Annotated in this window: 23 protein-coding genes; 6 read left to right on the top strand and 17 right to left on the bottom strand. The window is 57.1% G+C overall.

The genetic code is table 11. The features are described 5' to 3' along the window. Window positions 1-14: 14 nt before the first annotated feature. From ugpQ to ugpB, 5 genes are all read right to left on the bottom strand, one after another. A complete protein-coding gene (gene ugpQ / locus JLG71_RS01775) occupies window positions 15-755 on the bottom strand; it encodes a glycerophosphodiester phosphodiesterase (protein WP_014227082.1) in 741 nt (246 codons plus the stop codon). Next, window positions 752-1,822, bottom strand: coding sequence for a sn-glycerol-3-phosphate import ATP-binding protein UgpC (locus JLG71_RS01770; protein ID WP_025107858.1), 1,071 nt, complete (start codon window positions 1,820-1,822; stop codon window positions 752-754). Before JLG71_RS01770 ends, ugpQ begins: the two co-directional genes overlap by 4 nt. Window position 1,823: 1 nt before the next feature. Then, a complete protein-coding gene (gene ugpE / locus JLG71_RS01765) occupies window positions 1,824-2,669 on the bottom strand; it encodes a sn-glycerol-3-phosphate ABC transporter permease UgpE (protein ID WP_004116045.1) in 846 nt (281 codons plus the stop codon). After that, complete coding sequence (ugpA, locus tag JLG71_RS01760) at window positions 2,666-3,553, bottom strand: sn-glycerol-3-phosphate ABC transporter permease UgpA (RefSeq protein WP_004126134.1); 888 nt, start codon at window positions 3,551-3,553, stop codon at window positions 2,666-2,668. The genes ugpE and ugpA overlap by 4 nt, the downstream gene beginning before the upstream one ends. A 122-nt stretch (window positions 3,554-3,675) precedes the next feature. Next, a complete protein-coding gene (gene ugpB, locus JLG71_RS01755) occupies window positions 3,676-4,992 on the bottom strand; it encodes a sn-glycerol-3-phosphate ABC transporter substrate-binding protein UgpB (RefSeq protein ID WP_116280682.1) in 1,317 nt (438 codons plus the stop codon). A 271-nt stretch (window positions 4,993-5,263) separates the two neighbouring features. Here ugpB and JLG71_RS01750 point away from each other — a divergent pair, with 271 nt between their 5' ends. The 4 genes from JLG71_RS01750 (at window position 5,264) to JLG71_RS01735 (ending at window position 10,117) form a co-directional block, all read left to right on the top strand. Further along, window positions 5,264-6,031: an IclR family transcriptional regulator gene (locus JLG71_RS01750; RefSeq protein WP_014839703.1), complete on the top strand. Its 768-nt coding sequence runs from the start codon at window positions 5,264-5,266 to the stop codon at window positions 6,029-6,031. Window positions 6,032-6,259: 228 nt separating this feature from the next. Next, on the top strand, window positions 6,260-7,159 hold the full coding sequence (locus JLG71_RS01745; protein WP_200913953.1) for a dihydrodipicolinate synthase family protein: 900 nt from the start codon (window positions 6,260-6,262) through the stop codon (window positions 7,157-7,159). 18 nt (window positions 7,160-7,177) lie between these two features. Then, the gene (locus JLG71_RS01740; protein ID WP_009654269.1) at window positions 7,178-8,488 is read left to right on the top strand and encodes an MFS transporter; all 1,311 of its coding nucleotides are present in this window, start codon (window positions 7,178-7,180) and stop codon (window positions 8,486-8,488) included. A gap of 33 nt (window positions 8,489-8,521) precedes the next feature. After that, a complete protein-coding gene (locus JLG71_RS01735) occupies window positions 8,522-10,117 on the top strand; it encodes a UxaA family hydrolase (RefSeq protein ID WP_014839706.1) in 1,596 nt (531 codons plus the stop codon). Window positions 10,118-10,161: 44 nt separating this feature from the next. On the opposite strand, the gene livF is transcribed toward JLG71_RS01735, so the two are convergent. From livF to livK, 5 genes are read right to left on the bottom strand one after another with little or no spacing between them, the layout of a single operon-like run. After that, window positions 10,162-10,875 carry a high-affinity branched-chain amino acid ABC transporter ATP-binding protein LivF gene (livF, locus tag JLG71_RS01730; protein ID WP_004126158.1) on the bottom strand — a complete coding sequence of 238 codons (714 nt, stop codon included), beginning with the start codon at window positions 10,873-10,875 and terminating at the stop codon, window positions 10,162-10,164. A gap of 17 nt (window positions 10,876-10,892) precedes the next feature. After that, window positions 10,893-11,660 carry a high-affinity branched-chain amino acid ABC transporter ATP-binding protein LivG gene (gene livG, locus JLG71_RS01725; RefSeq protein ID WP_004855045.1) on the bottom strand — a complete coding sequence of 256 codons (768 nt, stop codon included), beginning with the start codon at window positions 11,658-11,660 and terminating at the stop codon, window positions 10,893-10,895. Next, window positions 11,657-12,937, bottom strand: a complete 1,281-nt coding sequence (gene livM, locus JLG71_RS01720) for a branched chain amino acid ABC transporter permease LivM (RefSeq protein WP_025107864.1) — start codon at window positions 12,935-12,937, stop codon at window positions 11,657-11,659. Before livM ends, livG begins: the two co-directional genes overlap by 4 nt. Next, on the bottom strand, window positions 12,934-13,860 hold the full coding sequence (gene livH / locus JLG71_RS01715; protein ID WP_014227088.1) for a high-affinity branched-chain amino acid ABC transporter permease LivH: 927 nt from the start codon (window positions 13,858-13,860) through the stop codon (window positions 12,934-12,936). Before livH ends, livM begins: the two co-directional genes overlap by 4 nt. A gap of 60 nt (window positions 13,861-13,920) precedes the next feature. Next, entirely contained in the window at window positions 13,921-15,030 is a 1,110-nt protein-coding gene (gene livK, locus JLG71_RS01710; protein ID WP_200913952.1) for a high-affinity branched-chain amino acid ABC transporter substrate-binding protein LivK, read from the bottom strand. A 420-nt stretch (window positions 15,031-15,450) separates the two neighbouring features. Between livK and panM the strand changes: the two genes are divergently transcribed. Continuing rightward, entirely contained in the window at window positions 15,451-15,837 is a 387-nt protein-coding gene (gene panM / locus JLG71_RS01705; protein WP_032751578.1) for an aspartate 1-decarboxylase autocleavage activator PanM, read from the top strand. Window positions 15,838-16,715: 878 nt separating this feature from the next. On the opposite strand, the gene livJ is transcribed toward panM, so the two are convergent. The 3 genes from livJ to JLG71_RS01690 all read right to left on the bottom strand — a co-directional run bounded on the left by livJ (window position 16,716) and on the right by JLG71_RS01690 (window position 20,735). Continuing rightward, window positions 16,716-17,819 (bottom strand): branched chain amino acid ABC transporter substrate-binding protein LivJ, encoded by a 1,104-nt coding sequence (gene livJ / locus JLG71_RS01700; protein WP_004133032.1) that lies wholly within the window; start codon window positions 17,817-17,819, stop codon window positions 16,716-16,718. A 256-nt stretch (window positions 17,820-18,075) separates the two neighbouring features. Then, window positions 18,076-19,320, bottom strand: a complete 1,245-nt coding sequence (locus tag JLG71_RS01695) for an aromatic amino acid transport family protein (protein WP_014227092.1) — start codon at window positions 19,318-19,320, stop codon at window positions 18,076-18,078. A 149-nt stretch (window positions 19,321-19,469) separates the two neighbouring features. Further along, the gene (locus JLG71_RS01690) at window positions 19,470-20,735 is read right to left on the bottom strand and encodes a 4-aminobutyrate--2-oxoglutarate transaminase (RefSeq protein WP_004116085.1); all 1,266 of its coding nucleotides are present in this window, start codon (window positions 20,733-20,735) and stop codon (window positions 19,470-19,472) included. Window positions 20,736-20,852: 117 nt separating this feature from the next. On the opposite strand from JLG71_RS01690, the gene pdxR reads away from it, so the two are divergent. Then, entirely contained in the window at window positions 20,853-22,367 is a 1,515-nt protein-coding gene (gene pdxR / locus JLG71_RS01685) for a MocR-like pyridoxine biosynthesis transcription factor PdxR (protein ID WP_032751582.1), read from the top strand. Window positions 22,368-22,399: 32 nt separating this feature from the next. Here pdxR and rpoH read toward each other — a convergent pair whose 3' ends face one another. From rpoH to ftsY, 4 genes are all read right to left on the bottom strand, one after another. Next, on the bottom strand, window positions 22,400-23,254 hold the full coding sequence (rpoH, locus tag JLG71_RS01680; RefSeq protein WP_004106554.1) for an RNA polymerase sigma factor RpoH: 855 nt from the start codon (window positions 23,252-23,254) through the stop codon (window positions 22,400-22,402). 256 nt (window positions 23,255-23,510) lie between these two features. Further along, window positions 23,511-24,569: a permease-like cell division protein FtsX gene (gene ftsX / locus JLG71_RS01675; protein WP_025106848.1), complete on the bottom strand. Its 1,059-nt coding sequence runs from the start codon at window positions 24,567-24,569 to the stop codon at window positions 23,511-23,513. Next, on the bottom strand, window positions 24,562-25,230 hold the full coding sequence (gene ftsE, locus JLG71_RS01670) for a cell division ATP-binding protein FtsE (protein WP_004106557.1): 669 nt from the start codon (window positions 25,228-25,230) through the stop codon (window positions 24,562-24,564). Before ftsE ends, ftsX begins: the two co-directional genes overlap by 8 nt. Window positions 25,231-25,232: 2 nt before the next feature. Beyond that, window positions 25,233-26,750 carry a signal recognition particle-docking protein FtsY gene (gene ftsY, locus JLG71_RS01665; protein WP_048263497.1) on the bottom strand — a complete coding sequence of 506 codons (1,518 nt, stop codon included), beginning with the start codon at window positions 26,748-26,750 and terminating at the stop codon, window positions 25,233-25,235. Between the last annotated feature and the right edge of the window lie 71 nt (window positions 26,751-26,821).

Genomic DNA, 26,821 nt, shown 5'->3' with positions numbered 1-26,821 from the left:
GACGCAGAAGCGGATTACGCCGGGAAGTTGGGGCCGATGACGTCAATCGCATCGGTGCAGATGCTGTCCACGCCCCAACGCAGCAGCTCGGCGGCGCGCTGCGGTTTGTTAACGGTATAGACCAGAATATGCAGGCCCGCGGCCTTCAGGCTCGCCACGCGCGCTTCATCCAGCAGCTTATGGTTGAGGTGAATAGAGACGCAGCCGAGACGCGCGGTCAGTTCGCGCCAGTCGTTGCGCCACTCATCCAGCAGCAGCCCGCGCGGCAGTTCGGGCACCGCCTCCTGCGCGGCTTCCAGCGCATCGACGTCAAACGATGAGAGCAGCGGCGGCGTCATCCCCTGCCACAGCTCACGCGCCGCCAGCGCCACCGCTTTACCGGTCAGCGGCCCGGTGCCGGTGGTCGGTTTAATTTCGATATTGGCCATCATGCCGTGCTGACGGCAGCGGTCGGCCACCTCGCTCAGCAGCGGCAGCGGCTCGCCTTTGAACTCGCCGCTGTACCAGCTGCCGGCATCCACTTTTAGCAGATCGTTCCACGCCAGTTCGCCCGCCACGCCCCAGCCGTTGCTGGTGCGTTCGAGATTGTCATCGTGCAGTAAAAAAATCTGCCCGTCTTTCGATAACTTAGCGTCAAACTCAATCATCGTATGGCCGTAACGAGCGCCGGTATCGATGGCCGCCAGGGTATTTTCCGGGGCCAGTTTACCGCCGCCGCGGTGGGCGACGATATGAGGATAAGGCCAGTGACTCATGCGCGTTGTCCTGTTTCACTATCAAAAAGATGCAGACTTTCCTGCGGCAGATGCAGCCACAGGGTGCTGCCCGCCTGCGGACGCTGCTGGTGCGGCAGCCGGACCACCAGCTTTTGCTCGCCCCAGCGCCCGTGGGCGAGGTTATCGGCACCTAAAATTTCCAGCGTATCCATCACCAGCGGTACGCCACCTTCCGCCTCGGAGCTTAATGCAAAATGTTCCGGACGGATACCCAGGGTCATCTTACGCCCGGCATAGCGGCGATGCTCGCTGTTGATGGGTAAAAGCATCCCGCCCTCAAGCTCGAAGCGGCTACCGTCGTCGCTGACCCGGCCTTCCAGCAGGTTCATTGCCGGGCTGCCGATAAAGCTCGCCACAAAGCGGCTGGCCGGTTTTTCGTAGACCTCGACCGGCGTACCAATCTGCTCGGCGATGCCTTTATTCATCACCATCACCCGCTGCGCGAGGGTCATGGCTTCCACCTGATCGTGCGTCACGTACAGCGAGGTGGTTTTCAGCCGACGGTGCAGCTGCTGCAGCTCCAGACGCATCTGCACGCGCAGTTTGGCATCGAGGTTGGAGAGCGGCTCATCAAACAGGAATACCGCCGGGTCGCGCACGATAGCCCGCCCCATCGCCACGCGCTGGCGCTGGCCGCCGGAGAGTTCGCGCGGACGGCGCTTCAGCAGGCCGTCCAGCTCCAGAATGCGCGCCGCTTCCTGGACGCGTTCGGCAATTAATCCTTTACCTAAACCGCGAATTTTCAGGCCCCACGCCATATTCTCTTCCACGCTCATATGCGGGTAGAGGGCGTAGTTCTGGAACACCATCGCAATACCGCGATCTTTCGGTTCCATTTCGGTGACGCGCTTGCGGTCGATCCAGATATCGCCGCTGGTGACCCGCTCCAGGCCCGCCACCATGCGCAGCAGGGTTGATTTTCCGCAGCCCGAGGGGCCCACCATCACAATAAATTCGCCGTCCGCGACGTCCAGCGTCAGCGGCTGGATCACCTGGGTTTTGCCATCCCAGCTTTTGGTTACTGCCTGTAGCTTAAGTCCTGCCATTTTATTTCTCACTATCCACTAGACCACGCACAAACGCGCGCTGCATGGCTAAAACGATGACAACCGGAGGAATCAGCGTGAGCAGCATCGCCGCCATCACCTGATTCCACTGCGTGGTACCCTGGCCGATGGCGATCATCCCTTTAATGCCCGCGACCGCCGTGCCGAGATTCACGTCGGTAATGATCAGCAGCGGCCACAGATACTGGTTCCAGCCGTAGATAAAGGTGATGACGAACAGCGCCGCCAGGTTGGTTTTCGACAGCGGCAGCACGATGTCGCGGAAGAAGCGCATCGGCGACGCGCCGTCGATACGTGCGGCCTCTATCAGCTCGTCCGGCAGGGTCATAAAGAACTGGCGGAACAGGAAGGTGGCGGTCGCCGAAGCCATCAGCGGCAGGGTGAGCCCGGCATAGCTGTCGAGCATTTTCAGGTTGGCGATCACTTCCACCGTCGGGAAAATACGCACCTCAACCGGCAGCATCAGCGTGATGAAGATCATCCAGAAGAACAGGTTGCGCAGCGGAAAACGAAACCAGACGATGGCGAAAGCGGAGAGCATCGAGACCGTAATTTTGCCCACCGTGATGCCGAAGGCCATGATGAAGCTGTTGAGCATCATCAGCCAGAACGGCGCGCTATTGGCCCCTACGCCGTTCACCCAGATAAACTTCATGTTTTCGAGCAGATGCCCGCCGGGAATCAGCGTCATCGGCGTATCAAAAACCGCTTTACTGTCCAGCGTCGCCGCGACAAAGGCGACATACAGCGGGAACAGAATGACCGCGATCCCTAAAATCAGCATGGTATGGCTGAAAATCGTCAGCCCGCGTCGATTCTCAATCATTGGTAGCGCACCTTTCGTTCAACGTAGCGGAACTGCACCACCGTCAGAATAATGACGAGGAACATCAGCACCACCGACTGGGCGGCGGAAGCGGAAAGGTCGAGCCCGGCAAAACCTTCACGGTAGATCTTATAAATCAGCGTTGTTGTCGCCTGAACCGGCCCGCCGCCGGTTGCGGCATCGATAACCGGGAAGGTATCAAAGAAGGCGTATACCAGGTTCACCACCAGCAGGAAGAAGCTCACCGGGGCGATCAGCGGCAGCGCCAGCCTGAAGAAGCGGCGAACCGGGCCGGCGCCGTCAATCGCGGCGGCTTCTACCAGCGAGCGGGGAATAGATTGCAGCGCGGCGAAGAAGAACAGGAAGTTGTAACTAATCTGCTTCCAGACCGAGGCGAAAACCACAAGGAACATCGCCTGACCGCTGTTCTGCGCGTGGTTCCAGTCGTAGCCCATCTCACCGAGGAGATGCGTAATCAGCCCGCGTCCGGGGTTGAACAAGAAGATCCATAGCACCGCCGCCACCGCGGGCGCAACGGCATAGGGCAGGAGCATCAGCGTCTGATAGAAGCGGCTGCCGCGCACCACGTAATCCACCAGCGCGGCGAAAAACAGCGAGATCAGCAGGCCGCTGACGGTAACCATCGTGCTGAACTTAATGGTGGTCCAGAAGGAGTCCAGGTAGTACGGGTCCTGGAAGAGGGCTAAAAAGTTATCCAGGCCAACAAACTGGCTGGAGAGCCCAAACGGATCGACGCTCTGCAGTGAATACCACAGCGCTTCGCCCGCGGGCCAGATAAAAAAGATGACGGTGATAACCAGCTGCGGCGCGACCAGCACATAGGGCAGCCAACGCGAGCGGAACACCGGACGGGATGATGACATAGTTAAACTCTGAGTTGGTTTCCCCTCATCCCGGCCCTCTCCCTAAACGGGCGAGGATGAAAAGACGGCTCCGGGCGATCCCCTCTCCCCGACGGGGAGAGGGTGAGGGGCTGGCTATAAGATTACGACCTGGTTGACTGCTCGAAACGGCGCAGCAGCTGATTACCGCGCTCAACCGCGGCGTCCAGCGCCTGCTGAGGCGTTTTCTTCCCGGTCCATACGCTTTCCAGTTCTTCATCCACGATGGTACGAATCTGCGGCATATTGCCCAGGCGCAGACCTTTGGTGAACGGCAGCGGCGGCTTGTTCAGCATCTGGCGCGTCGCGATATCGGCACCGGGGTTCTTATCATAGAAGCCCTGTTCGCGGGTCAGGTTATAGGCGGCGGTGGTAATCGGCAGATAGCCGGTTTTCTGATGCCATTCGGCGGCGTTTTCCGGCTTAGTCAGGAAATCGAGGAATTTGGCGACGCCGGTATAGGTTTCTTTGTCTTTACCCTGCATCACCCACAGGCTGGCCCCGCCGATAATGGCGTTTTGCGGCGCGCCCTTCACGTCGGCGTCGTACGGCATCATCCCTACGCCATAGTTGAACTTCGCGTACTGGCGAATATCCGCGAGGGAGCCGGAAGAGGCGGTGGTAATGGCGCAGTCGCCGTTATAGAACTTCTCGGTGGATTCGTCTTTACGCCCGAAGTAGCTGAAGTCGCCTTTCTTGTTCAGTTCTTCGAGCAGAGCGATATGCTTCACCTGATCCGGCTTGTTGAACTCCAGTACCGCATCGGTACCGTCGAAGCCGTTGTTTTTGGTCGCCACCGGCAGGCCGTGCCAGGCGCTGAAGTTTTCAATCTGAATCCAGCCCTGCCAGCCGCTGGCGTAGCCGCATTTCATCCCGGCAGCTTTCAGCTTCGCGGTATACGCCGCCAGATCCTGCCAGGTTTTCGGCGGCTGTTCCGGATCTAATCCGGCTTTTTTAAAGGCGTCTTTGTTGTAGTACAGCACCGGCGTGGAGCTGTTAAACGGCTGGGAGAGCAGATGGCCGGTTTTCGAGTCGGTGTAATAACCGGAGACGGTTGGCACGAACTGCGTTTCATCAAACTGAATGCCCGCATCGCTGAACACCTGATAGACCGGCTTAATCGCCTTCGAGGCCATCATCGTCGCGGTGCCGACTTCGTAAACCTGCAGAATAGCCGGCGCGTTGCCGGTACGGAAGGCGGCGATGCCGGCGCTCAGGCTCTGCTCATAGTTGCCTTTATACACCGGAACAATTTTGTAGTCCGGGTTGGCTGCGTTGAAACGTTGCGCCAGTGAATCAACTTCTTTCCCCAACTCCCCTTCCATCGAGTGCCAGAACGGGATAGTGGTTACCGCCAGGGCTTGTCCGGCAAATGCCAGGCTGAGCGCCAGTCCTAAAGCTGTATGTCGTAACGATATCATCGGTTATCTCTCTTGTTGTTCCGGATGCGCGATTTCACGCGTTTTATGTTCGCGGGGGTAACATGACATGCTCGAATGACAGAAAAATAACTATTGCATTACAAAAATATTACAATAAATTGGCAAAAACATGATGAAACGGTGAAAAAAAAGTGGCAGGGAAATGGCAAAGCGAAAAAGAGAGGCGGCGCAGGCTACAGATAAGCGGGGATCTGTAGTTAAATAGGGGGCGTTAAACAGCACTCTCCGGCGAGCCGTCATAAGGAAAAATATGAAGACGCTTCATAAACCTACCGAACGCGTTTTACTCATTCTGGAAACCTTAGCCAACGCGGACGGAATGACGCTTTCCGAGCTATCGCTCAAAACGGATATTTCGAAGGGAACCATTTTCCCGATCCTCAAATCGCTGCAGTACCGGAAATATATCAGCCACGACGATCGCAACGGCATATATACGCTGGGGATCTCGTGCGCGGTTCTGGCCAGCTCAACGGTGGAAAAAGAGTTCTGGCTGAAAACGATCAATAGCGAAATGCACGCGGTGGTCAATGAATGCAATGAAGTTTGCCAGCTCGGCATTCTGGATGACGCCTGGGTGCTCTATGTTGATAAAGTTCAGGGCGACCAAACCGTGCAGCTGGTCTCTAAGGTAGGGACTCGCCTTCCGGCGATCTGCTCTGCCCTGGGCAAGGCGCTGCTGCATAAGCACCGCGACGAAGAGATCCTGGAGCTCTATCCGCAGGGTTTTCCTTCCGTTACCGCCCGCAGCGTAACGAATATGGCTCAGCTTCGTCAGCAGCTGGAATGGGTCGCCGCCAACGGTTATGCCATGGACGATCGGGAAATCAACGACGATACCATCTGCTTTGCCGTCCCCCTGCTGCAGAAAGGCATTATTCTGGCGGCGATCAGCGTCTCATTGCCCTCTTTCCGCGCCAGCGATGAAAAAACGCAGCAGGTTATTCGCGCGTTAAAAGAGGCAAAGGGTCGTATCGAAAGCGTGCTGAATAAGCTGCCTGATATTAAAAATTACTGATTTATTCGCCAGCGGTGCCGTCGGAATTGTGATTTCCCACACAATACCGATATTTAATGATCCGCCGTGATGCCCATATCTTCTGCATAATTCCCTATTTATTCATTGATTTAATCAATTATCCATCCGCCTTTTACGCCATTTGACTTCACGTCGATGGCGTGTTTACTTATGCTTAATCGCAAATACAAACAGTGTTTGTATATACGAACAACAAAGAGGTTGAATATGCAAAGTCGTTACATCACCCCGGCAATAACGGTTTTTGATGAGCAGGGCAGGCTGGATCCTGACGGAAATTTTCGCCTGTACGATTTTATTAAAAGCAGCGTATCGGGATTTGTCGTCATGGGCAGTACCGGCGAGTTTTTCTCGCTGGATATGAAAACATCCCGTCAGATAATTCAAATGGCGGCAGAGTTCCCGCGCGAGGGAATAAAGGCCTATGCGGGTACCAGCCGCATGGATATTGACGAGTGCGTAGAGCTGGCAAACTATGCAGATGAGTGCGGGCTGGATGGCGTCATGATTATCAGCCCGTGGTACTTCCGCCTGACTGATGAAGGCATTTATACATTTTATAGCCAGATTGCCCGCCGCACCGCCGCCAAAATATTCATCTATAACTTTCCGGAGCGTACCGGCTATTCCGTCTCGCCGGAGGTCTGTTTACGACTCGCCAGCGAGTTCCCAAATATTGTCGGTCTTAAAGACACCATTCCGGACACCAATCACACGTCGCAGGTGATTCGCCAGGTAAAATCTGAACTACCGTATTTTGAAGTCTATGCCGGTTATGACAATAACTTCGCGCACAATGTCCTGGCGGGGGGCGATGGATGTATTGGCGGGTTATCCAATATTTGCCCTGAAATATTCCGCGACTGGATGCAGGCATTTAACGATAACGATGTGCAGCAAATTTCTCGGTATCAGCAAAAAGTGGATGGGTTAATGGATATTTACGCGGTTAACGATCCGTTCATTCCAACATTTAAAAAAGCGTTACAGCTGCGCGGAATTATTCAGTCCGACCGCTGCACGCCACCGTTTAGCTCGCTCGCCACCTGCCAGACCGAAAGTATTCTGCGGATACTTTCCCGCGCTGGTATTGAAATTAATGCCTGACCCCCACGCGGAGGTATTATGAAAACCATCACAGCTTACGACAATCCGGCCCTCAATTCCGCGATTACCAAATCATGGAAGCGCCTGGTGCCACTGATGTTTATTTTGTACTTCATCGCCTTTATCGACAGGGTGAACGTGGGATTCGCCAAAGAGGCGATGCAGGTGGATATTGGGCTCTCCAATTCCGCCTTCGCCCTCGGCGCGGGGATCTTTTTCGCCGCCTATGCGCTGTTTGGTATTCCCGCTAACCTGATTCTGAATAAAATCGGCGCGCAAAAATGGTTAAGCATCACCACCGCGCTGTGGGGCGTTCTCTCTGCCCTCACCGGACTGGTGCAGACGGAAACCCAGTTTATTGTTCTGCGCTTTTTACTGGGGTTAGGCGAAGCCGGTTTTTATCCCGGTATTCTGCTGCTGGCCTCAATCTACTTTCCCAATAAAGTTCGCGCCTCCGTCGTCGGTATCTTCGTGCTCGGCGTGCCGCTGGCATTAACCTTAGGCTCGCCCATCTCCGGGGCGCTTCTGGAAATGCACGGCTTCCTCGGCAAACCCGGCTGGTTCTGGATGTTCTTTATCGAAGGCATTCCGGCGGTCATCATGGGGATCTTTGCCTGGTTCTGGCTTGATGATACGCCGGCCAAAGCGCGATTCCTGAACGACGAAGAGAAAAAAGCGCTGATTGCTCAGCTTCAGCAGGAGCAGCGGCAGACGGAAACCAGCAGCGTCGGCACCGCCCTGAAAAGCCTGAAAGTCTGGCACCTGGCGCTGATCTACGGCACCATCCAGATCAGCGTTTACGGGCTGATGTTCTTCCTGCCTTCGCAAGTCGCCTCGCTAATGGGCTCCACCCTCGGCTTTAAGGAGTCGCTGGTTGCCGCCATTCCGTGGGCCTGCTCCGCCGTCGGCGTCTATTACATTCCGCGTCTGGCGGACAAAATGCCGGCCCGTCGGGTGCTGATTTCAGTCATCTGTATGCTGGCGGCGGCGCTGGGGCTGTTTGTTTCTGCCTGGTCCGGCCCGGTACTCGCCATTGCCGCGCTCTCGCTGTCGGCCATCGGCTTCCTCTCCGTGCAACCTATCTTCTGGACTTTCCCGGCGCAGATTGTGTCAGGCTCGGCGCTGGCCGCCAGTATCGGCTTTTGCACCACCATGGGCGCATTTTGCAGCTTCCTCGCGCCGCTGATTCGCGTTGAGGTCGATGCCTTCTTCGGCAACGATTCGGCGGGTCTGGTCGCCCTGTCGCTCATCACCGTCTGCTGCGCGCTGCTGATTGCCGCCCTTGCCGGCAGAAAAGCGACAAACGGCGTCGCGGTCCCCCATCACTAAGTCCTGATGCGCTTATAACAAAGGATAATGAACATGCAGACCATCTTAAAAATTGACCCTACCGATAACCTGATCGTTGCGCTGCAGGACTTACGCAAAGAGCAGCGGGTTCACTGGAACGATGAAGCCTACGTTCTGCGTAGCGATGTCAAAGCCAAACATAAATTCGCCACCGAGGATATTGCGCCCGGCGATATCGTGTCGCTGTACGGCGTTCCGGTCGGTAAAGCGACGCGCCCCATCACCCGCGGCGAAGCCATTACCACTGAGAATATCAAACACTACGCGGCCCCGGTTTCGCTTGACGACGTCGCGCCCTATGACTGGCAGCAGCCGGATGTTTCCGCCTGGCAGCAGCGGACTTTCAAGGGGATCGTGCGCGAAGATGGCCGGGTCGCCACCGCGAACTACTGGCTGGTCATTCCGCTGGTATTCTGTGAAAACCGCAACGTTCAGCGCGTCACCGATGCGCTGAACGACGCCCTCGGCTACGCCAATAACGGCCTGAAGAATTTTGCTCGCCAGGTAACGTCGGCGGGGGCATTAAACGATACCCGGCATCTGCCCTTCCCGCATCTTGACGGCATCCGCTGTATTACCGTCAATTCCGGCTGCGGCGGCGCCACCTCGGACAGCATGACGATGTGCGACGTGCTGGCCGCCTATTCCGATCATCCCAACGTTCTTGGCGTGACGGTTTTTGCCCTCGGCTGTGAAAAAGCGCGGATTGTTGATTTCAACGCCGCGCTGGCGAAGCGCAACCCGAATTTCAACAAACCGATTATTTACTTCAGACAGCAGGACTGGAGTAGCGAAGAAAAAATGATGCAGGATGCGTTGACTGAAACCTATAACGCGATCCGCGAAGCCCCCGTCGCCGAGCGGCAGGACGTCCCGCTCTCCCACCTCAAAATCGGCGTGAAGTGCGGCGCTTCTGACGGGTTCTCGGGGATCAGCGCTAACCCGGCGATGGGCGAAGTGTCGGATCGTCTTGTCGCCCTCGGCGGCGCGTCGGGGCTGGCGGAATTCCCCGAGCTGTGCGGCGCTGAAGGGGATATCGTGCAACGCTGCGCGACCCGCGAGCTGAAAGAGAAGTTTTTGTCGCTGATGAAAAACTATGAGCATGTCGCGAACTTCTTCGGCACCACCATCGCCGATAACCCCAGCCCGGGAAACATTGCCGATGGGCTGATCACTGACGCGATAAAATCCGCCGGCGCGGCGAAAAAAGGCGGCAGAGCGCCGGTAAGCGCGGTATGCGACTACGCCGAACCGATGGGAGAAAGCGGCCTTTCGCTGGTCTGCACGCCGGGCAACGATGTGGACGCGGTAACGGGCCTGGTCGCGGCGGGGTGCAACGTGGTGATCTTCTCAACCGGGTTAGGTACGCCGACGGGGAACCCTATCGTTCCGGTGCTTAAGGTTTCAACCAACTCCGCGCTGGCGAAAAAGATGCCGGATATTATCGATTATGACTGCGGGCCGATTATCGAAGGCACACCGCTGGCGGACATCGCCGACGGCCTGTTTGAGAAAATCATCGCCACCGCCAGTGGGACCTGGCGCACCAAAGCGGATGCGCTCGAACAGTATGATTTTATGCTGTGGAAACGCTCTCTGGAACTGTAGTAGCCAAGTAAAACGCCCGGCAGATGCCGGGCGTTTTGTCTTCACTACCCGCCCAGATAGGCGCTGCGTACCGCTTCATTCGCCAGCAGCGCGTCGCCGGTATCCTCAAGCACCACGTGACCGTTTTCCAGCACGTAGCCGCGGTCTGCCAGCTTCAGCGCCTGGTTGGCGTTCTGCTCGACGAGGAAGATAGTCATCCCCTGCTCGCGCAGCTGTTCGATGGTATCGAAGATTTGCTGAATGATAATCGGCGCCAGACCGAGCGAAGGCTCATCCAGCAGCAGCAGGCGCGGCTGGCTCATCAGCGCGCGCCCGATAGCCAGCATCTGCTGCTCGCCGCCGGACATGGTGCCCGCCCGCTGAACCCGACGCTCATGCAGGCGCGGAAACAGCTCATACACCCATTTGATGCGGGTCTGGAACTGGTCGCGGTCGGCAAAAAAACCGCCCATCGCCAGGTTCTCTTCCACCGTCATCCGCGAGAAAACGCGGCGTCCTTCCGGCACGATCGCCACCGCTTCGCGCATGATTTTCGCCGTCTGCCAGTCGGTAATATCTTTACCGTCGAAAACCACGCGGCCGCTGGAGGCGCGCGGGTCGCCGCACAGGGTACCCAGCAGCGTGGTTTTCCCCGCGCCGTTGGCGCCAATCAGGGTGACAATCTCTCCCTGATTGATATGCAGACTGACGTTGTGCAGCGCCTGGATTTTGCCGTAATGCGCGCTGACGTTGTCAAAAGATAACATCACTTTTTCCATCTTATGCGTCACCACCATTATGCTTCACCTAAATAGGCGCGGATCACGTCCGGGTTGTTGCGGATCTCTTCCGGCGTACCGTTGGCCAGCGGCGTGCCCTGGTTTACCACGTAAATACGATCGGAAATGCCCATCACCAGCTTCATATCGTGCTCAATCAGCAGGATGGTGGTGTTGTGATGGCTGCGCAGCTCGACGATTAGCTCGTCCAGCTCTTTGGTCTCTTTCGGGTTCAGCCCCGCCGCGGGCTCATCCAGCATCAGGATTTCCGGCTGGGTCACCATACAGCGGGCAATCTCCAGACGGCGCTGGTCGCCGTAGGCCAGGTTACTGGCCTGCCGGTTGGCGTGCTCAAGCAGGCCAATACGTTCAAGCCAGGTCGCGGCGCGGTCCAGCGCTTCGCTCTGGGCGCGGCGGAAGGACGGCGTCTTCAGCAGGCCGGAGAAAACCCCGGTTTTCAGCTGCTGATGCTGCGCCACCAGCAGGTTTTCAATCACCGTCATTTCGCGGAACAGACGCACGTGCTGGAACGTTCGCACTACGCCCATACGGGCAATCTGCTGGCCCGGCAGCCCTTCCAGATGCTGGTCGCGCAGCATAATGGTACCGCCGGTTGGCTTATAGAAACCGGTCAGACAGTTAAAAACGGTGGTTTTGCCCGCGCCGTTAGGGCCGATAAGCGAAACGATTTCCCGCTCGCGCAGCTCCAGCGACACGTTGTTGACCGCCAGCAGGCCGCCAAAACGCATCATCAGACCGTTTACGGATAATAATGGCTGACTCATGCCTGCTCTCCTTCTTTGGCCTGCCCATTTTTCAGCTTCAGCTGCGGACGGGTCATCGGCAGAAGCCCCTGCGGACGCCAGATCATCATCAGTACCATCAGCGCACCCAGCATCAGCATGCTGTATTCATTGAAATCACGCATCAGCTCGCGCGAGACCACCAGCAGAACCGCCGCCAGGATCACCGCGAACTGGGAGCCCATACCGCCGAGAACCACAATCGCCAGCACAAAGGCCGACTCGGCGAAGGTAAAGGATTCCGGGCTGACGAAGCCCTGACGGGCGGCGAACAGAGTGCCGGCAAAACCGGCAAACGCGGCGCTAATGGTAAAGGCGGTCAGCTTGATGCGCGTCGGGCTGAGGCCCAGCGAGCGGCAGGCAATCTCATCTTCACGCAGCGCTTCCCACGCGCGGCCCAGCGGCATACGCAGCAGGCGGTTAATCACGAACAGACTTAACACCACCAGCAGCAGAGCGACCAGGTAGAGGAAAATCACGCGATCGGAGGGATCGTACTTCACGCCGAAGAAGTTGCTGAACGTATCCCAGCCGCCTTCGCGGGCGCTGCGGCTGAATTCAAGGCCGAACAGCGTCGGTTTCGGGATCTGGCTGATGCCGTTCGGGCCACCGGTTATTTCGGTGTTGTTAAGCAGCAGGATGCGCACGATTTCGCCAAAGCCAAGCGTGACAATCGCCAGATAGTCGCCGCGCAGGCGCAGGACCGGGAAGCCAAGCAGGAAGCCCGCCGCCGCCGACACCAGCCCCGCCAGCGGCAGGCAGGTCCAGAAGCCCAGACCGTAATAGTGGTTCAGCAGCGCGAAGGTATAGGCGCCGATGGCATAAAAGCCGCCGTATCCCAGCACCAGCAGGCCGGAAAGCCCCACCACCACGTTAAGGCCCAGGCCGAGGATGATATAGATCATCGTCAGGGTAGCGATATCCACCGTCCCGCGCGACACCATAAACGGCCACGCCACGGCGATAACCAGCAGGGCGATCAGGAACAGCTTCTGTTTTACCGTCGAACCGTCGATAGCCGGCAGAATAAACTTCGGCCCGGAGACGTTCTTCATGGTTTTCTGGAAAATGGGACGCAGCAGCTGGAAGAAGAAGACCACCGCGGTACCGATATAGATCCACTGCCAGCGGATATCGGCGGCGGTATCCACCACCAGCTTCGTGCCGTCAAGCTCCAGCTGCACGCCCATAAAGACGCCCGCCAGGATAAAGAACATCACCGCGGACAGCAGCGCCATCGCAAAATGCATCGGTTTCATACTTTTTCTACCTCCGGACGGCCCAGGATACCGGTAGGCATCACCAGCAGAACCAGGATCAGCAGCGCGAAGGAGACCACGTCTTTATATTCCGTACTGAGATAGGCAGAAGAGAGCGCTTCGGCGATACCGAGGATCAGCCCGCCGATCATCGCCCCGGGAATGCTGCCGATGCCGCCCAACACCGCGGCGGTGAAGGCCTTCATCCCGGCCATAAAGCCGATGTACGGGTTGATTACGCCGTAGAACTGACCGAGCAGAACGCCGGCAACCGCCGCCATTGCCGCGCCGATCACAAACGTCAGCGCAATCACCCGGTCGGTGTTGATGCCGAGCAGGCTGGCCATTTTCAGGTCTTCAGCGCAGGCGCGGCAGGCGCGCCCCATGCGGGAATAGCGGATAAACAGCGTCAGCGCCAGCATGGCGATAAACGTCACCACCCAGATAACCAGCTGCATGGTGGTGATAGTAGCGGTGAAGTTATCGCTGCTGCCTACCGTCCACTGGCCGTTGAACAGGCTCGGCAGCGCGACATCGCGCGAACCTTCCGTCAGGCTGACGTAGTTTTGCAGGAAGATGGACATCCCGATGGCGGAGATCAGCGCAATCAGGCGTTTTGAGCTGCGCACCGGCCGATAGGCCACGCGTTCGATACTCCAGCCGTAGGCGCTGGCAATCACGATAGCGCCGACGAATCCGGCGGCAACCAGCAGCCAGCTGGTATCGATACCCATCATCATCAGGGCGGCAATGATCATGAAGGAGACGTAGCTGCCAATCATATAGACCTCGCCGTGGGCGAAGTTGATCATGCCGATAATGCCGTACACCATGGTATAGCCGATGGCAATCAGCGCATAGGTGCTTCCCAGCGTGACGCCGTTAAACATCTGCTGCAGAAAATAGAGAAACTGCTCGGACATAAGGTAACCTTTTTCTACCCGCCCGCTTTGCACGGGCGGTGGGATAACTTGTCTTATGGCTTATTTCGCGAGGGTGGATGACCCGTCCGCGTGCCACTGGAAGACACCAAATTCAAATCCCTTCAAATCGCCTTTTTCGTCCCAATTCAGCGGCCCAATCACGGTTTTCGCGCCGTGAGCTTTTAGATCTTTGATTAAATCCAGCGGCTCCTGGCTTCCGGCCCGGTCCATCGCCTGCGCCAGCGACTGCACGGCGGCGTAGGTGATCCAGACATACGGACCACTCGGGTCTTTCTTCTCGGCTTTGAGCGCGTCAACGATAGCGCTGTTGGCCGGGTCCTGGTCATAGCGTTTTGGCATCGTCACCAGCATGCCTTCCGCCGCATCGCCCGCGATGTTGGACAGCGACGCGTTACCCACGCCTTCCGGGCCCATAAACACGGTTTTCAGGCCCACGGAGCGCGCCTGGCGCAGCATCTGGCCCATTTCCGGGTAGTAGCCGCCGTAGTAAACGAAGTCGATATTCTCTTTTTTCAGGCGCGCCAGCAGCGCGGAGAAGTCTTTTTCACCGGCGGTAATGCCGTCGAAGAAGACGATATTCGCGCCGCCTTTTTTCAGGCTCTCCTGGACAGAACGCGCAAGGCCTTCGCCGTACTGCTGCTTATCATGAATGATAGCAATACGCTGCGGCTTGACGGTTTCCATGATGTATTTTGCGGCGGTTGGCCCCTGCGAAGAGTCCAGACCGGCGGTACGCATGATGTACTGATAGCCGCGCTGGGTCAGCTCCGGGTTGGTCGCGCCCGGGGAGATCATCAGAATGCCTTCATCTTCATAGATATCGGATGCCGGCTGGGTGGAAGAAGAGCAGAGGTGGCCGATAACGTACTGAATGCCGTCATTGACGATTTTGTTCGCCACCGCAACGGCCTGTTTCGGGTCGCAGGCGTCATCGTACTCCACGGCAACCAGCTTATCGCCCTTGATGCCGCCCTGGGAATTAATATCTTTGATCGCCTGACGCGCGCCGTTGAATTCCATATCGCCCCACTGGGCTACCGGGCCAGACATCGCGCCAACAACGGCGACCTTAATATCTTTGGCAAAAGCCGCCTGGGACATCGCCAGTGCGACTAACCCCGCGATAACCGTTTTCGCGTTCCTTTTCATGCTGCAGAACCCCGTTCGTGATGTGGTGTAAATATTTTGTATTTTTATGGTTAAAAAGCATTCTGTACTTTTATTAAACAACGCTACTTTTACCATTATCTTTAATGGTTTAGCGAGGTTTTTTGCCTGAATACAGAGTAAAATCTCTATTTTTCAGGCGATTAAGCAAAGATAATATTCTGTATTTACTGGAAGATAAACAAAAAAAGTCCAGTAAACAGCATAAAATAACGATACATAAGGCGGAATAAAACGCTACATATCAGGTTAAAATTCTGCTTATTTTTCGATCCATGATGAATTGCTCTACCCTGCTCCTTCCAGGAAAACGAATCCCCTGATGAACAGGCAAAAAACGGCGCTCCGCCTGGCGGGGAATTTGGATACACTAACGCCTCTGTTTTGACTGGACCCTCGCGTATGAAACTGACCATTATTCGTTTACAGCACTTCAGCGATCAGGATCGCATCGACTTAGGTAAAATCTGGCCGTCGCAGGATCTTGCGGCGCTGGCTCTGGATGAGAGCCATCGTATTTATGCTGCCCGCTTCAATGAGCGCCTGCTGGCCGCGGTTCGCGTGACGCTAAACGGCGTTGAGGGCGAACTCAGCGCGCTGTGCGTGCGTGAAGTGACCCGCCGTCGCGGCGTCGGACAGTATTTAGTGGAAGAGGTGCTAAGGGATAACCCGGAAATCAGCAGCTGGCGCATCGCGGATGCCGACGCGGAAGACCGCGGCGTGATGGCGGCGTTTATGCAGGCGCTGGGCTTTAACGCGCAAACCGGCGGTTGGGTAAAAAAGCAATAAATCGGCGAAAGAAGGCTGAACATTCCCGGATTGCGGCGTAACGCCTTATCCGGGCTACAAAAAACCAGACCGCACCAGCCTGTAGCCCGGGTAAGCGCAGCGCGACCCGGGAAGAAACCGTACCAATGCATCAACTCCGGCGCATTCCCCGGGTTGCGGCGTAACGCCTTACCCGGGCTACAAAAAACCAGACCGCACCAGCCTGTAGCCCGGGTAAGCGCAGCGCAACCCGGGAAGAAACCGCACCAATGCATCAACCCCGGCGCATTCCCCGGGTTGCGGCGTAACGCCTTACCCGGGCTACAAAAAACCAGACCGCACCAGCCTGTAGCCCGGGTAAGCGCAGCGCAACCCGGGAAGAAACCGTACCAATGCATCAACCCCGGCGCATTCCCCGGGTTGCGGCGTAACGCCTTACCCGGGCTACAAAAAACCAGACCGCACCAGCCTGTAGCCCGGGTAAGCGCAGCGCGACCCGGGAAGAAACCGAACCAATGCATCAACCCCGGCGCATTCCCCGGGTTGCGGCGTAACGCCTTACCCGGGCTACAAAAAACCAGACCGCACCAGCCTGTAGCCCGGGTAAGCGCAGCGCGACCCGGGAAGAAACCGAACCAATGCATCAACCCCGGCGCATTCCCCGGGTTGCGGCGTAACGCCTTACCCGGGCTACCGACTAAAAAAGGCAACTTACGTTGCCTTTTTGCTTTTACCTTTCTCCTCGCCTATGCGAAGAGGCAAGGATCAACTGATTTAACCAAGAATTTCGCGTTGCAGAAAGGCGTCAAGACCCGAAATCCCCGGGAGCTTACATCAGTAAGTGACCGGGGTTGAGGGGCGCAGACAACGCATCTGCGGCGTGAAAGGCGCAGGTTAAATTATTTGGCGTCGGTCGCCGTACCATTAGCATGCCAGGTAAACACGCCGAACTCGAAGCCCTTCAGATCGCCCTTCTCGTTCCAGGTGAGCGGCCCCATTACGGTGTCGACCGTTGCGCCCTTCAGGTATTTAGCGATTTCAGCCGGATCTTCAGACTGATTCAGGCCTGCTTGCAGCGACTGCAGCGCGGCATAGGTGGTCCACACGAACGCGCCGCTTGGATCCTGTTTCTTCGCTTTGATCGCATCCACAATCGGTTTGTTCGCCGGAACCTGGTCGTAGTTCTTCGGCTTGGTGACCAGCATACCTTCCGCAGAAGCGCCCGCGATGTTAGACAGCGACACGTTCGCTACCCCTTCCGGCCCCATAAACTGCGTTTTCAGGCCAGCGGCGCGAGACTGACGCAGGATCTGCCCCATCTCCGGGTGATAGCCGCCGTAGTAAACGAAGTCGATATTCTCTTTCTTCAGACGCGCCACCAGGGTAGAGAAGTCTTTCTCACCGGCGGTGATACCGTCAAAGAACACCACGTTAGCGCCGCCCTTCTTCAGGTTATCCTGTACCGCGCGGGCCAGGCCCTCGCCATACTGCTGTTTGTCGTGGACAATCGCGATGCGCTGCGGCTTCACTTTTTCCAGAATATATTTGGCAGCGGTTGGCCCCTGATCGGAGTCCAGACCGGTGGTGCGCAGAATCAGATGATAGCCGCGAGCCGTCAGCTCCGGCGCGGTGGCCGCCGGGGTGATCATCAGCACGCCTTCATCTTCATAGATATCAGAGGCCGGCTGGGTGGAAGAAGAGCACAGGTGACCGATAACGTATTTGATACCGTCGTTAATCACTTTGTTAGCGACGGCAACCGCTTGCTTCGGGTCACAGGCGTCGTCGTATTTTACCATCTGCAGCTTATTGCCTTTGATACCGCCTTTGGCGTTGATATCGGCAATGGCCTGCTCTGCGCCAGTAAACTCCTGGTCACCGTACTGCGCTACCGGACCGGACATCGCGCCAACAACGGCGACTTTGATATCTTCGGCCATTGCCGTACCGCTCATGATTAAGGCAATACATCCTGCCAGTAACGCTTTACCCTTCATATTCATCCTGAGGCTCCCCATTATTATGGTTTTTGCATTTGTTGTGATGTTGTTTATTAGCGCATTATTCTAATTAGACACATAAGAAAAGCATATGATAGTTAGATTAGGGTCTGCCGCCTGCGCTTTTGCAGCACACTATGCTAAACATACCGTCATTCAGGAGAATTGGAAACGATAAAATTGCGGAGTATGTAACAGATAAGTGACAAATAAAAACCCGCGCCGGAATAAACCGAACGCGGGGGCATGAGCAACGCGACTACCAGCCCGCAGGCAGGTAGCCAAAGGCCGAAGCGATGGCGTAGGCGGCGCTGCAAAGATAGAGCAATACGATGAAGATCTGGATTAAGGGATGCGTGATTAGCGCCGGGCAGGTCCAGCCGGGGGTGATGTCACCCTGCCGACGCGAGCCTTTGAGGATCAGGATCGGCATGATAGATAAAATCACCCCGCTAAATACCCCGGCAAAATAGAGCGCGTTCACGAAGGACACCATCCCGCTATAGGCCAGAATAAAAGGCGGCACGGCGACCACTAACAGCACCTTAAAGCGTTTGAACGGCTGCTCGTCGTTGCCCAGGCGAAACTGATCGAAAATATTGGTCAGGAAGCTTCCGCCCAGCCCCCAATAGGAGGTCAGCATCGCGCAGAGCGCAAAAAGATTTGCCGAGAAGAAAGCCCACTCGCCGAGCGCCCTGCCCCAGGAAATGGTTGCCACATCAGAAATATTATCCAACCCGCTTAATGCAATCACCGAAAGCGGGACCAGCGCCAGCAGGCAAAAGGTTAATAACATCCCCACCATAATGGCCTTCGGCAGCTTCTCCGGTTTATCGGCGAAGCCGCGCGCCATTTCCGGCACGATATACTGCGCGGAGAAGCAGAACGCGACCACATTAAACACTGGCACCATATACAGCCAGTTGCCGTCGAGCAAATAACCGACGCTGGCGGTCTCTTTCAGCAACGTCGCGGCAACCAAAATGGTTATCATAACGACCATGCCGATACTGATAAATTTCTCACCCCGGCCAATCGCCTTCAGGCCGAGATAAAGCACCCCGGCCGCCGGAATAAAAAACAGCGCGCTGCCCAGGGCCGGCGAGATGCCGAATAACGAATGCAGGAGTTTACCGCTGCCGGTCATATAAGCCGTCAGCGCGCCGACACTGTTGACGCAAACGGAGAGGAACATCATCAGCGCGCCAAAGCGGCCGACGTAGCGCTGCGACAGGCCGCTAAGCTGCAGATGCTTACGCGTGCGCAGCGTCGATTCCGCCACGTAGAGCATGGTGATGGTCGTCAGGCTACCGACCACAATCAGCCAAAACAGCAGCGGCAGAAAGCCCGCTTTGCTGGAGGCATAGGCGATGGATAGCACCCCAGCGCCGATATTGGTGCCGACGATCATCGACACGCCTTCAATGAAACTGAGGGATTTTGCAGGTACAGCGGTACGCTCCCGGCTCGTCAGAGCCGGAGAAAAGGTGGAGTTGTCAGACATAATATTTTCCGTTTTATTCCGGCAGCGTGCGCCGCCGGAAAAAAGGTGATATCAGGGTGATAAACACTCACGCTGAGCATAGCTGGTCAGAAAGCGGCGTCCTGTTTCTCTTCGGCTTCCCTGCCGCCGCAGCCTGACCGGGCGAAAAGTTAGCGCTTCAGCACGCGGGCCAGAATATCCAGCGCCTTCGTAAACTGCGCATCCGGAATCGTTAACGGATAGAGGAAGCGAATAACGTTGCCATAGACGCCGCAGCTCAGCAGCAGCAGGCCGTTCTCCTGGGCTTGTTGCTGGATTTGACGGGTGATCTCCGCCGACGGCTCGCCGGTTTGCGGATCGTTAAACTCCACCGCCACCATCGACCCCTGGCCGCGTACGTCAGCAATGGCCGGGCAGCTTTGACGCGCCTGATTCAGCACCTCTTTCAGATGGCTGCCTAAGCGCTCAGCGCGCTGGCACAGCTGTTCTTCTTCAATCACGTCCAGCACCGCGTGCGCCGCCGCGACCGCCAGCGGGTTACCGGCATAGGTGCCGCCCAGACCGCCCGGCGCAGGCGCATCCATCACCTCAGCGCGACCTACCACGCCGGAGAGCGGGAAACCGCCGGCCAGGCTTTTGGCCATCGTCATCAGGTCAGGCTTCACATCATAGTGCTGCATCGCAAATAGCTTGCCGGTGCGTGCAAAGCCGGTTTGTACTTCATCGGCAATCAGCAGAATGCCGTGGGTATCGCACAGCGCGCGCAGCGCCTGCATAAACTCAGGCGGGGCAACGTTAAAGCCGCCTTCCCCCTGAATCGGCTCCAGCACAATCGCCGCCACCTGATCGGCCGCGATATCGGCTTTGAAAATGCGCTCCAGGCTCTTCATCGCGTCGGCGGTGGTAATGCCATGGGCGGCGTTAGGGTAGACGGCGTGATAAACCGAGCCCGGGAACGGGCCGAAACCAATCTTGTAAGGCGCCACTTTGCCGGTCAGCGCCATGGTCATAAACGTACGGCCGTGGAAGCCGCCGCCGAAGGTAATCAACCCCGGACGGCCGGTATAAGCGCGCGCGATTTTCACCGCGTTTTCAACGGCTTCCGCCCCGGTGGTAAAGAACGCCGTTTTTGCCGGACCGTCAATCGGCGCCAGTTCGTTAATCCGCTCGGCCAGCGTGACATAGCTTTCGTACGGGACAATCTGGTAAGCCGTGTGGGTAAAGGCCTGCAGCTGCTGTTCAACGGCGGCAACGATTTTGGGGTGGCGATGGCCGGTATTCAGCACCGCGATGCCGGCGGCGAAATCGATCACCTCATTCCCTTCAATATCCCACAGCGTAGCGTTCTCCGCTTTCTCAACAAAGTAGCTGCACATCACCCCTACGCCGCGCGGAGTCGCCTGCTGGCGACGCTGATTCAGTTCTGAACTTTTCACCGAGAATCTCCTGTCATGTGTGTCACGTTATCGCAACAAATCCGAAACTATGTCGTTTATTTACACAGGATTTGGCCCTATAATCGAGTACCAATTCAGATTATCTGAGGGATCCAATTGCGTTCGCTTATCGCAGACCTGGTGCTGGTCAGATTGCAGAAAGAAACCGATCCGCTCCTGCACAAGCGCCTTTACAAGGCGATTCGCCACGCCATTCTGGATGGTTCTCTCCCGCCCCATAGCCGCCTGCCCCCTTCACGGGATCTGGCGGGAGAGCTGAAAATGTCTCGCAACACAATTTTAACAGTTTACGAACAATTGCTGGCTGAGGGGTATGTCGTGTCCCGTCGCGGCAGCGGAACATTCGTCGCGAAAACGCTGCCCGATATGTTTCTTCCAACCAGCAGCGCCAGTGAAAGCAGCCCTGCGCCAGCAGCCAGCGCGCCCATCTCCCGACGCGGCCAGCATCTGCTGGGGCACATCAGCGCCAGCCCGCGTCAGTGGGGGGCATTTATCCCCGGCGTACCGGACGTCAATGCGTTTCCCCACCCGCTGTTCAGTAAAATCCAGGCGCGTATCAGCCGCCGTCCAAAACCCGAACAGCTCAGCTATAGCTGTAACGGCGGAACGGCCGAGCTGCAGCACGCGTTGGTGGACTATCTGAGAGTAGCGCGCGGCGTTCAGTGCCAGGCAGATCAAATTCTTATTACTGAAGGGATCCATCAGGCTATCGACCTGATCACCCGCATGCTGTGCGACCGCGGCGATCTCGCCTGGGTGGAGGAGCCGTCCTACTGGGGCATTCGCCATGTGCTGGCGATGAATGAAGTGCGGGCCGAGCCCGTGGTGGTTGATGCCAGCGGCCTGTGTCCGCCCGAAAGCATAGCCGAAGCCCCGCGGCTGATCTTCGTTACGCCATCCCATCAGTACCCCCTCGGCGCGGTAATGAGCCTTGAGCGCCGACAGCGCCTGCTCACCCTGGCCCATCAGCACGGCAGCTGGATTGTGGAAGATGATTACGACAGCGAGTTTCGCTTTTCCGGTCAGCCGATCCCGGCGCTACAGGGCTTAGTCCCCGAAGCGCCGGTGGTCTACGTCGGTACGTTCAGTAAAACGCTCTACCCGGGGCTGCGGCTGGGCTACGTCGTGCTGCCTCGCCCGCTGGCGGCTGAACTCAAAAACGCCCACGCCGAGCTCTACCGCGGCGGCCATTCGCTTATCCAGCTGGCGCTGGCGGAATTTATCAACGCCGGTCATTACTCGGCACACATTCGCCGCATGCGCCTGCTCTACAGCCGCCGTCGCGTCTTTTTGACCGAGCTGATTCAGCGGCACTGCGGGCCGCACGCGCTGTCGGACTTCAGCGATAATGCCGGACTGCATCTGATCCTGAATTTGCCGGATGAGGCGGATGACGTGGCGATTGCCCGCGATGCCAACGCGCGCCATATTTTAGTGCGTCCGCTGTCGCGCTATTACCTGACGGCGCAGCGGAAGAAAGGGCTGTTGATGGGTTTTGCTTCGCAGCCGGAAACGCAGATGGAACCGGCGTTCAACGTCCTGCTTGAGTGTCTGAAAATGCACTGCCCGCAGGCGCTGGCGGAGGCAGAAAAACAAAACGCCCCATCGTAATGTGGGGCGTTATCGGGGGACTGGCGCTCAGATTAGGCTTCGATAGCGGCGCGCAGTTTTTTCATGGCGTTCTTTTCAAGCTGACGTACACGTTCAGCCGACACGCCGTAGCGGTCTGCCAGCTCCTGCAGCGTGGACTTGTTGTCTTCGTCCAGCCAGCGGGCGCGGATGATGTCCTGGCTACGTTCGTCAAGACCCTGCATCGCGTCGGTCAGCTTGTTTGCCGCCTGCTCTTCCCAGTTATCGTCTTCAATGCCGTCGGCAAAGTTAGACGTTTTATCCTGCAGATAGAGCACCGGCGCCATCGGCTGGCTATCGGACTCATCATCCGACGACATGTCGAAGGTCATGTCCTGCGCCGCCATACGTGACTCCATCTCACGCACGTCTTTGCTCGACACGCCCAGCTCGCGGGCCACCATTTCGACTTCATCCTGGTTAAACCAGCCCAGACGCTGCTTGGTTTTGCGCAGGTTAAAGAACAGCTTACGCTGTGCTTTCGTGGTCGCGACCTTCACGATACGCCAGTTACGCAGCACGTATTCATGAATTTCCGCTTTGATCCAGTGCACGGCGAAGGAAACCAGACGCACGCCCACTTCCGGGTTAAAACGGCGCACGGCTTTCATCAGGCCAATGTTGCCTTCCTGAATCAGATCCGCCTGCGGCAGGCCATAGCCCGAGTAGTTACGAGCAATATGAACAACAAAGCGCAGGTGAGACAGGATCAGCTTTTTCGCTGCTTCCAGATCGCCCTGGTAATGCAGCTTTTCAGCAAGCTCCCGCTCTTCATCAGCCGATAACATCGGCCAAGTGTTAGCAGCCCGGATGTACGATTCCAGGTTACCAACGGGGGCTAAGGCTAAAGTTTGCATATCTTTGGTCATTCAAATCCTCTCAATCGATATCTTCTGGCATCTTTCTGTCCTCACAACGGAGCAACAAACATGCCAGCATTGATGAGCAACGAGAATATCACTCACATTAGTATCAGACAGTGATTTTATCCACAAGTTCCATGCAATGATGTGAATAGATTACGCACAAAATGTGACATGGTTATGAAGTTTAGGGAAGCGTCGACAGGGACTCTTTCCCTGCAGAGAGATATTCAGTGCAGGGAAAGATTATACCAGATTTTTACTACTCGGGAGTAAAGTGACGTAAATGTTGAACGGTTGCCAGCCAGGCGGCGACCCAGCCAATCATCGAGCAAACAATCAGCATCAGCAGGCACTCGTCAAAGCCTAAGCCGCTGAGTTCAAACTGCGTGCCGAAGACTTTCGCCACTTCGGTGACCGCCGACGACAGGCGCATGACCATAATTTCCGACAGGATCAGCGACAGAAACGCGCCGGAGAACCCCAGCAGCGCCCCACCGTAAAGGAACGGACGCAGAATAAAGCCGTCGGTCGCGCCAATCAGTTTCTGCACGTTAATGGTATCGCGGCGGGCGAAGATGCTCAGACGCACGCTGTTGCCGATCACCAGGAAGACCGCCGCCACCATCAGTACGCCGATCATCGCCGAAACGCGTCCGACCAGCCCGGTCAGCGACGAGAGCCGCGCAAACCAGCTGTCATCCATACGCACTTCATCAACGCCCTGCACGTGGCTCACGCGGTCGCGCAGCGTGTTCAGCGCTTCAACGCTCTGGAAATCAATCTTCGGCACCACGATCGCCACCGCCGGCAGCGGGTTCTCTTCCAGCATATCCAGCGCGCCGCCGAAGCCTGACCAGTTGCGGAATTCGCCAAGGGCTTCATCGCGCGACAGATAGTTAACCTTCTCGACGCCCTGCTCCGCCTGCAGCTGGCCGACTACCCGCGCAGCGGCGTCGTCATCCAGCGTTTTTTCCAGATAAACAGTGATTTGCGGCGTGGGATAATACTGCGACGCCGCGGTGCTGACGTTTTTGTAGACCATGTAGCACACGCTTGGCAGGGTCAACGAAATGGCGATCACCATCACCGTCAGAAACGTCGCCAGCGGCGTGCTTTTCAGATCCTGTACCGCGCCGTGCCAGGCGTAGCGCACCTGTTCATTGAATACGTTGCTCTTGCGGGAAGCCGGATTCGGCGCCGCTTTTGGCCGCTTCGACGCATTGCGCCCGCCGCTACCGCCCGCTCCGCCCGCATTGCGGAAACGGTCGAATCGATTGCCGAATCGGCGAATGTGGTTCATTGCCTCGCGCTTATTCACCGATGTGGCCTCCATGCATATGCCCCTCGCTGAGGGACAGGACGCGGTACGGACGACTGGAGATAAGCCCCAGGTCATGCGTCGCCATCAGCACCGTCACCCCAACGCGGTTAAACTCTTCAAACAGACGTAAGATCCCTTCCGACAGCGCCTCGTCGAGGTTACCGGTCGGTTCATCCGCCAGCAGGACCGCAGGTTTGTTCACCACCGCGCGGGCGATGCCCACGCGCTGTTGTTCCCCGCCTGAAAGCTGAATCGGCAGGTTTTTCGCTTTGTCCAGCAGCCCGACTTTATCCAGCGCCGCCGAGACGCGACGACGGATATCATCCCCGCTGGCGCCGGCGATAATCAGCGGGATCGCTACATTATCGTAAACGGTTCGGTCCATCAGCAGATGGTGGTCCTGGAAAATCATGCCAATCTGACGGCGCAAAAACGGCACCTCGCGGCTCTTCAGGCGGCTAATATCATGGCCGCCGAAAAGGATTTTGCCGGCGCTGGGCCGTTCGATACCGCAGATAAGCTTCAGCAGGGTACTTTTCCCCGCGCCGGAATGGCCGGTCAGAAACGCCATCTCGCCCGCCTGCAGGTGGAAAGTCACCCCCTGCAGCGCTTGTCTCCCACCGAGATAGGCTTTGCTGACTTGTTCAAAGCGAATCATTTTTAATCCTCTCGGGCAAAAAGTGCCTCAATAAAGTCGCCCGCATTAAACGGACGCAGATCTTCAATACGTTCGCCAACACCGATGTAGCGAATCGGAATACCGAACTGATCGGCAACCGAGAAGATAACCCCGCCCTTGGCGGTCCCATCCAGCTTAGTCAAGGTAATACCGGTCAGTCCAACCGCCTCATGGAACAGTTTGGCCTGGCTAATCGCGTTCTGCCCGGTGCTGGCGTCAATGGTCAGCATAACTTCATGCGGCGCATCGACATCGAGTTTTTTCATGACGCGGACAATCTTCTTCAGCTCTTCCATCAGGTGCGATTTATTCTGCAGACGACCCGCGGTATCGGCAATCAGGACGTCAATATTGCGCGCCTTCGCCGCCTGGATGGCGTCGAAAATGACCGATGCCGAATCCGCGCCGGTGTGCTGGGCAATCACCGGAATATTGTTGCGCTGCCCCCAAACCTGGAGCTGCTCAACCGCCGCCGCGCGGAAAGTATCCCCCGCCGCCAGCATCACCGACTTGCCCTGCTGCTCGAACTGACGCGCCAGCTTGCCGATGGTGGTGGTTTTACCGACGCCGTTGACGCCGACCATCAGAATCACAAACGGCGTTTTGCCTTCTACGTTCAGCGGCTCATCCACTTTCGCCAGAATATCGCCCATCTCTTCTTTCAGCAGGCCGTACAGCGCCTCGGCGTCGCGCAGCTGCTTGCGGCTGGCGTCGTTGGTAAGACGCGTGATGATCTTACGCGTGGTTTCCACGCCGACATCGGCAATCAGCAGCTGCTCTTCCAGCTCTTCAAACAGATCATCGTCGATTTTCTTACCGCGGAACAGACTGATAAATCCGGAACCGAGGTTCTGTTTGGTTTTTACCAGGCTGCGTTTGAGGCGGGCGAAGAAACCTTCTTTGGTCGGTTTTTCCTGCTCTAACGGCGTCACGACGGTTTCGTCCGGCACCACTTCAACGGCGTTTTCTGCCGCATCGGCCGCCGCCAGAGCCTGTGCTTCCAGCTCTTCATCGGTGATATCGGCCTCAGCCTCTTCTACCGTTTCGTCTGGTTCCGGCTGGTCAACGGCGGTTTCTTCAATAACTGCCGTTTCCGGTTCGGTAATGACCTCTTCCGGCGTCTGTTCAGCGACGGCTTCAGCCACTACCGGCTCGGCGATGACCTCTTCCACCAGCGGCGCAGCGACCGTCTCTTCAACCGCGGGCTGCTCCGCTATCTCCTCAACCGCCGGGGAGTCGACAACCGCCTGCGGCTGTTCGCTCTCCACAACCTGCTCGGTCACCTCAACCACCTCGGCGGCAAAGGCTTCGGCATCCTGTTTCTCTGTCGCAGTGGCGTCGACCGTTTCCGGCGCAACCGCAGGCGCTTCGCTTTCCTGAGCCGGTTCTTCAACCTCTTGCTGGGCTTCTACTTTTTGTTCTGTTTCGCTTTCCTGCGCCTGTTCTTTTTGACCAAAGCCCAGCCAGGAAAAGAAGCCACGTTTTTTGTCTTTCGCCATTTGCGACTACACTCCTCGCTGTTAATTCATGGCACAGCTTCGGCCAGTAGGTAGCGGAAGCTGAAAAATGA

Origin of the sequence: Klebsiella michiganensis (assembly GCF_015139575.1) — a bacterium.
GTDB lineage: Bacteria > Pseudomonadota > Gammaproteobacteria > Enterobacterales > Enterobacteriaceae > Klebsiella > Klebsiella michiganensis.
This window is presented reverse-complemented; position numbering and strand designations above follow the sequence as displayed.

Excerpts from the sequence above, each read along its gene's own strand:
- ugpQ (WP_014227082.1), bottom strand. The coding sequence starts at position 755 with ATGAGTCACTGGCCTTATCCTCATATCGTCGCCCACCGCGGCGGCGGT.
- JLG71_RS01770 (WP_025107858.1), bottom strand. The coding sequence starts at position 1,822 with ATGGCAGGACTTAAGCTACAGGCAGTAACCAAAAGCTGGGATGGCAAA.
- ugpE (WP_004116045.1), bottom strand. The coding sequence starts at position 2,669 with ATGATTGAGAATCGACGCGGGCTGACGATTTTCAGCCATACCATGCTG.
- ugpA (WP_004126134.1), bottom strand. The coding sequence starts at position 3,553 with ATGTCATCATCCCGTCCGGTGTTCCGCTCGCGTTGGCTGCCCTATGTG.
- ugpB (WP_116280682.1), bottom strand. The coding sequence starts at position 4,992 with ATGATATCGTTACGACATACAGCTTTAGGACTGGCGCTCAGCCTGGCA.
- JLG71_RS01750 (WP_014839703.1), top strand. The coding sequence starts at position 5,264 with ATGAAGACGCTTCATAAACCTACCGAACGCGTTTTACTCATTCTGGAA.
- JLG71_RS01745 (WP_200913953.1), top strand. The coding sequence starts at position 6,260 with ATGCAAAGTCGTTACATCACCCCGGCAATAACGGTTTTTGATGAGCAG.
- JLG71_RS01740 (WP_009654269.1), top strand. The coding sequence starts at position 7,178 with ATGAAAACCATCACAGCTTACGACAATCCGGCCCTCAATTCCGCGATT.
- JLG71_RS01735 (WP_014839706.1), top strand. The coding sequence starts at position 8,522 with ATGCAGACCATCTTAAAAATTGACCCTACCGATAACCTGATCGTTGCG.
- livF (WP_004126158.1), bottom strand. The coding sequence starts at position 10,875 with ATGGAAAAAGTGATGTTATCTTTTGACAACGTCAGCGCGCATTACGGC.
- livG (WP_004855045.1), bottom strand. The coding sequence starts at position 11,660 with ATGAGTCAGCCATTATTATCCGTAAACGGTCTGATGATGCGTTTTGGC.
- livM (WP_025107864.1), bottom strand. The coding sequence starts at position 12,937 with ATGAAACCGATGCATTTTGCGATGGCGCTGCTGTCCGCGGTGATGTTC.
- livH (WP_014227088.1), bottom strand. The coding sequence starts at position 13,860 with ATGTCCGAGCAGTTTCTCTATTTTCTGCAGCAGATGTTTAACGGCGTC.
- livK (WP_200913952.1), bottom strand. The coding sequence starts at position 15,030 with ATGAAAAGGAACGCGAAAACGGTTATCGCGGGGTTAGTCGCACTGGCG.
- panM (WP_032751578.1), top strand. The coding sequence starts at position 15,451 with ATGAAACTGACCATTATTCGTTTACAGCACTTCAGCGATCAGGATCGC.
- livJ (WP_004133032.1), bottom strand. The coding sequence starts at position 17,819 with ATGAATATGAAGGGTAAAGCGTTACTGGCAGGATGTATTGCCTTAATC.
- JLG71_RS01695 (WP_014227092.1), bottom strand. The coding sequence starts at position 19,320 with ATGTCTGACAACTCCACCTTTTCTCCGGCTCTGACGAGCCGGGAGCGT.
- rpoH (WP_004106554.1), bottom strand. The coding sequence starts at position 23,254 with ATGACCAAAGATATGCAAACTTTAGCCTTAGCCCCCGTTGGTAACCTG.
- ftsE (WP_004106557.1), bottom strand. The coding sequence starts at position 25,230 with ATGATTCGCTTTGAACAAGTCAGCAAAGCCTATCTCGGTGGGAGACAA.
- ftsY (WP_048263497.1), bottom strand. The coding sequence starts at position 26,750 with ATGGCGAAAGACAAAAAACGTGGCTTCTTTTCCTGGCTGGGCTTTGGT.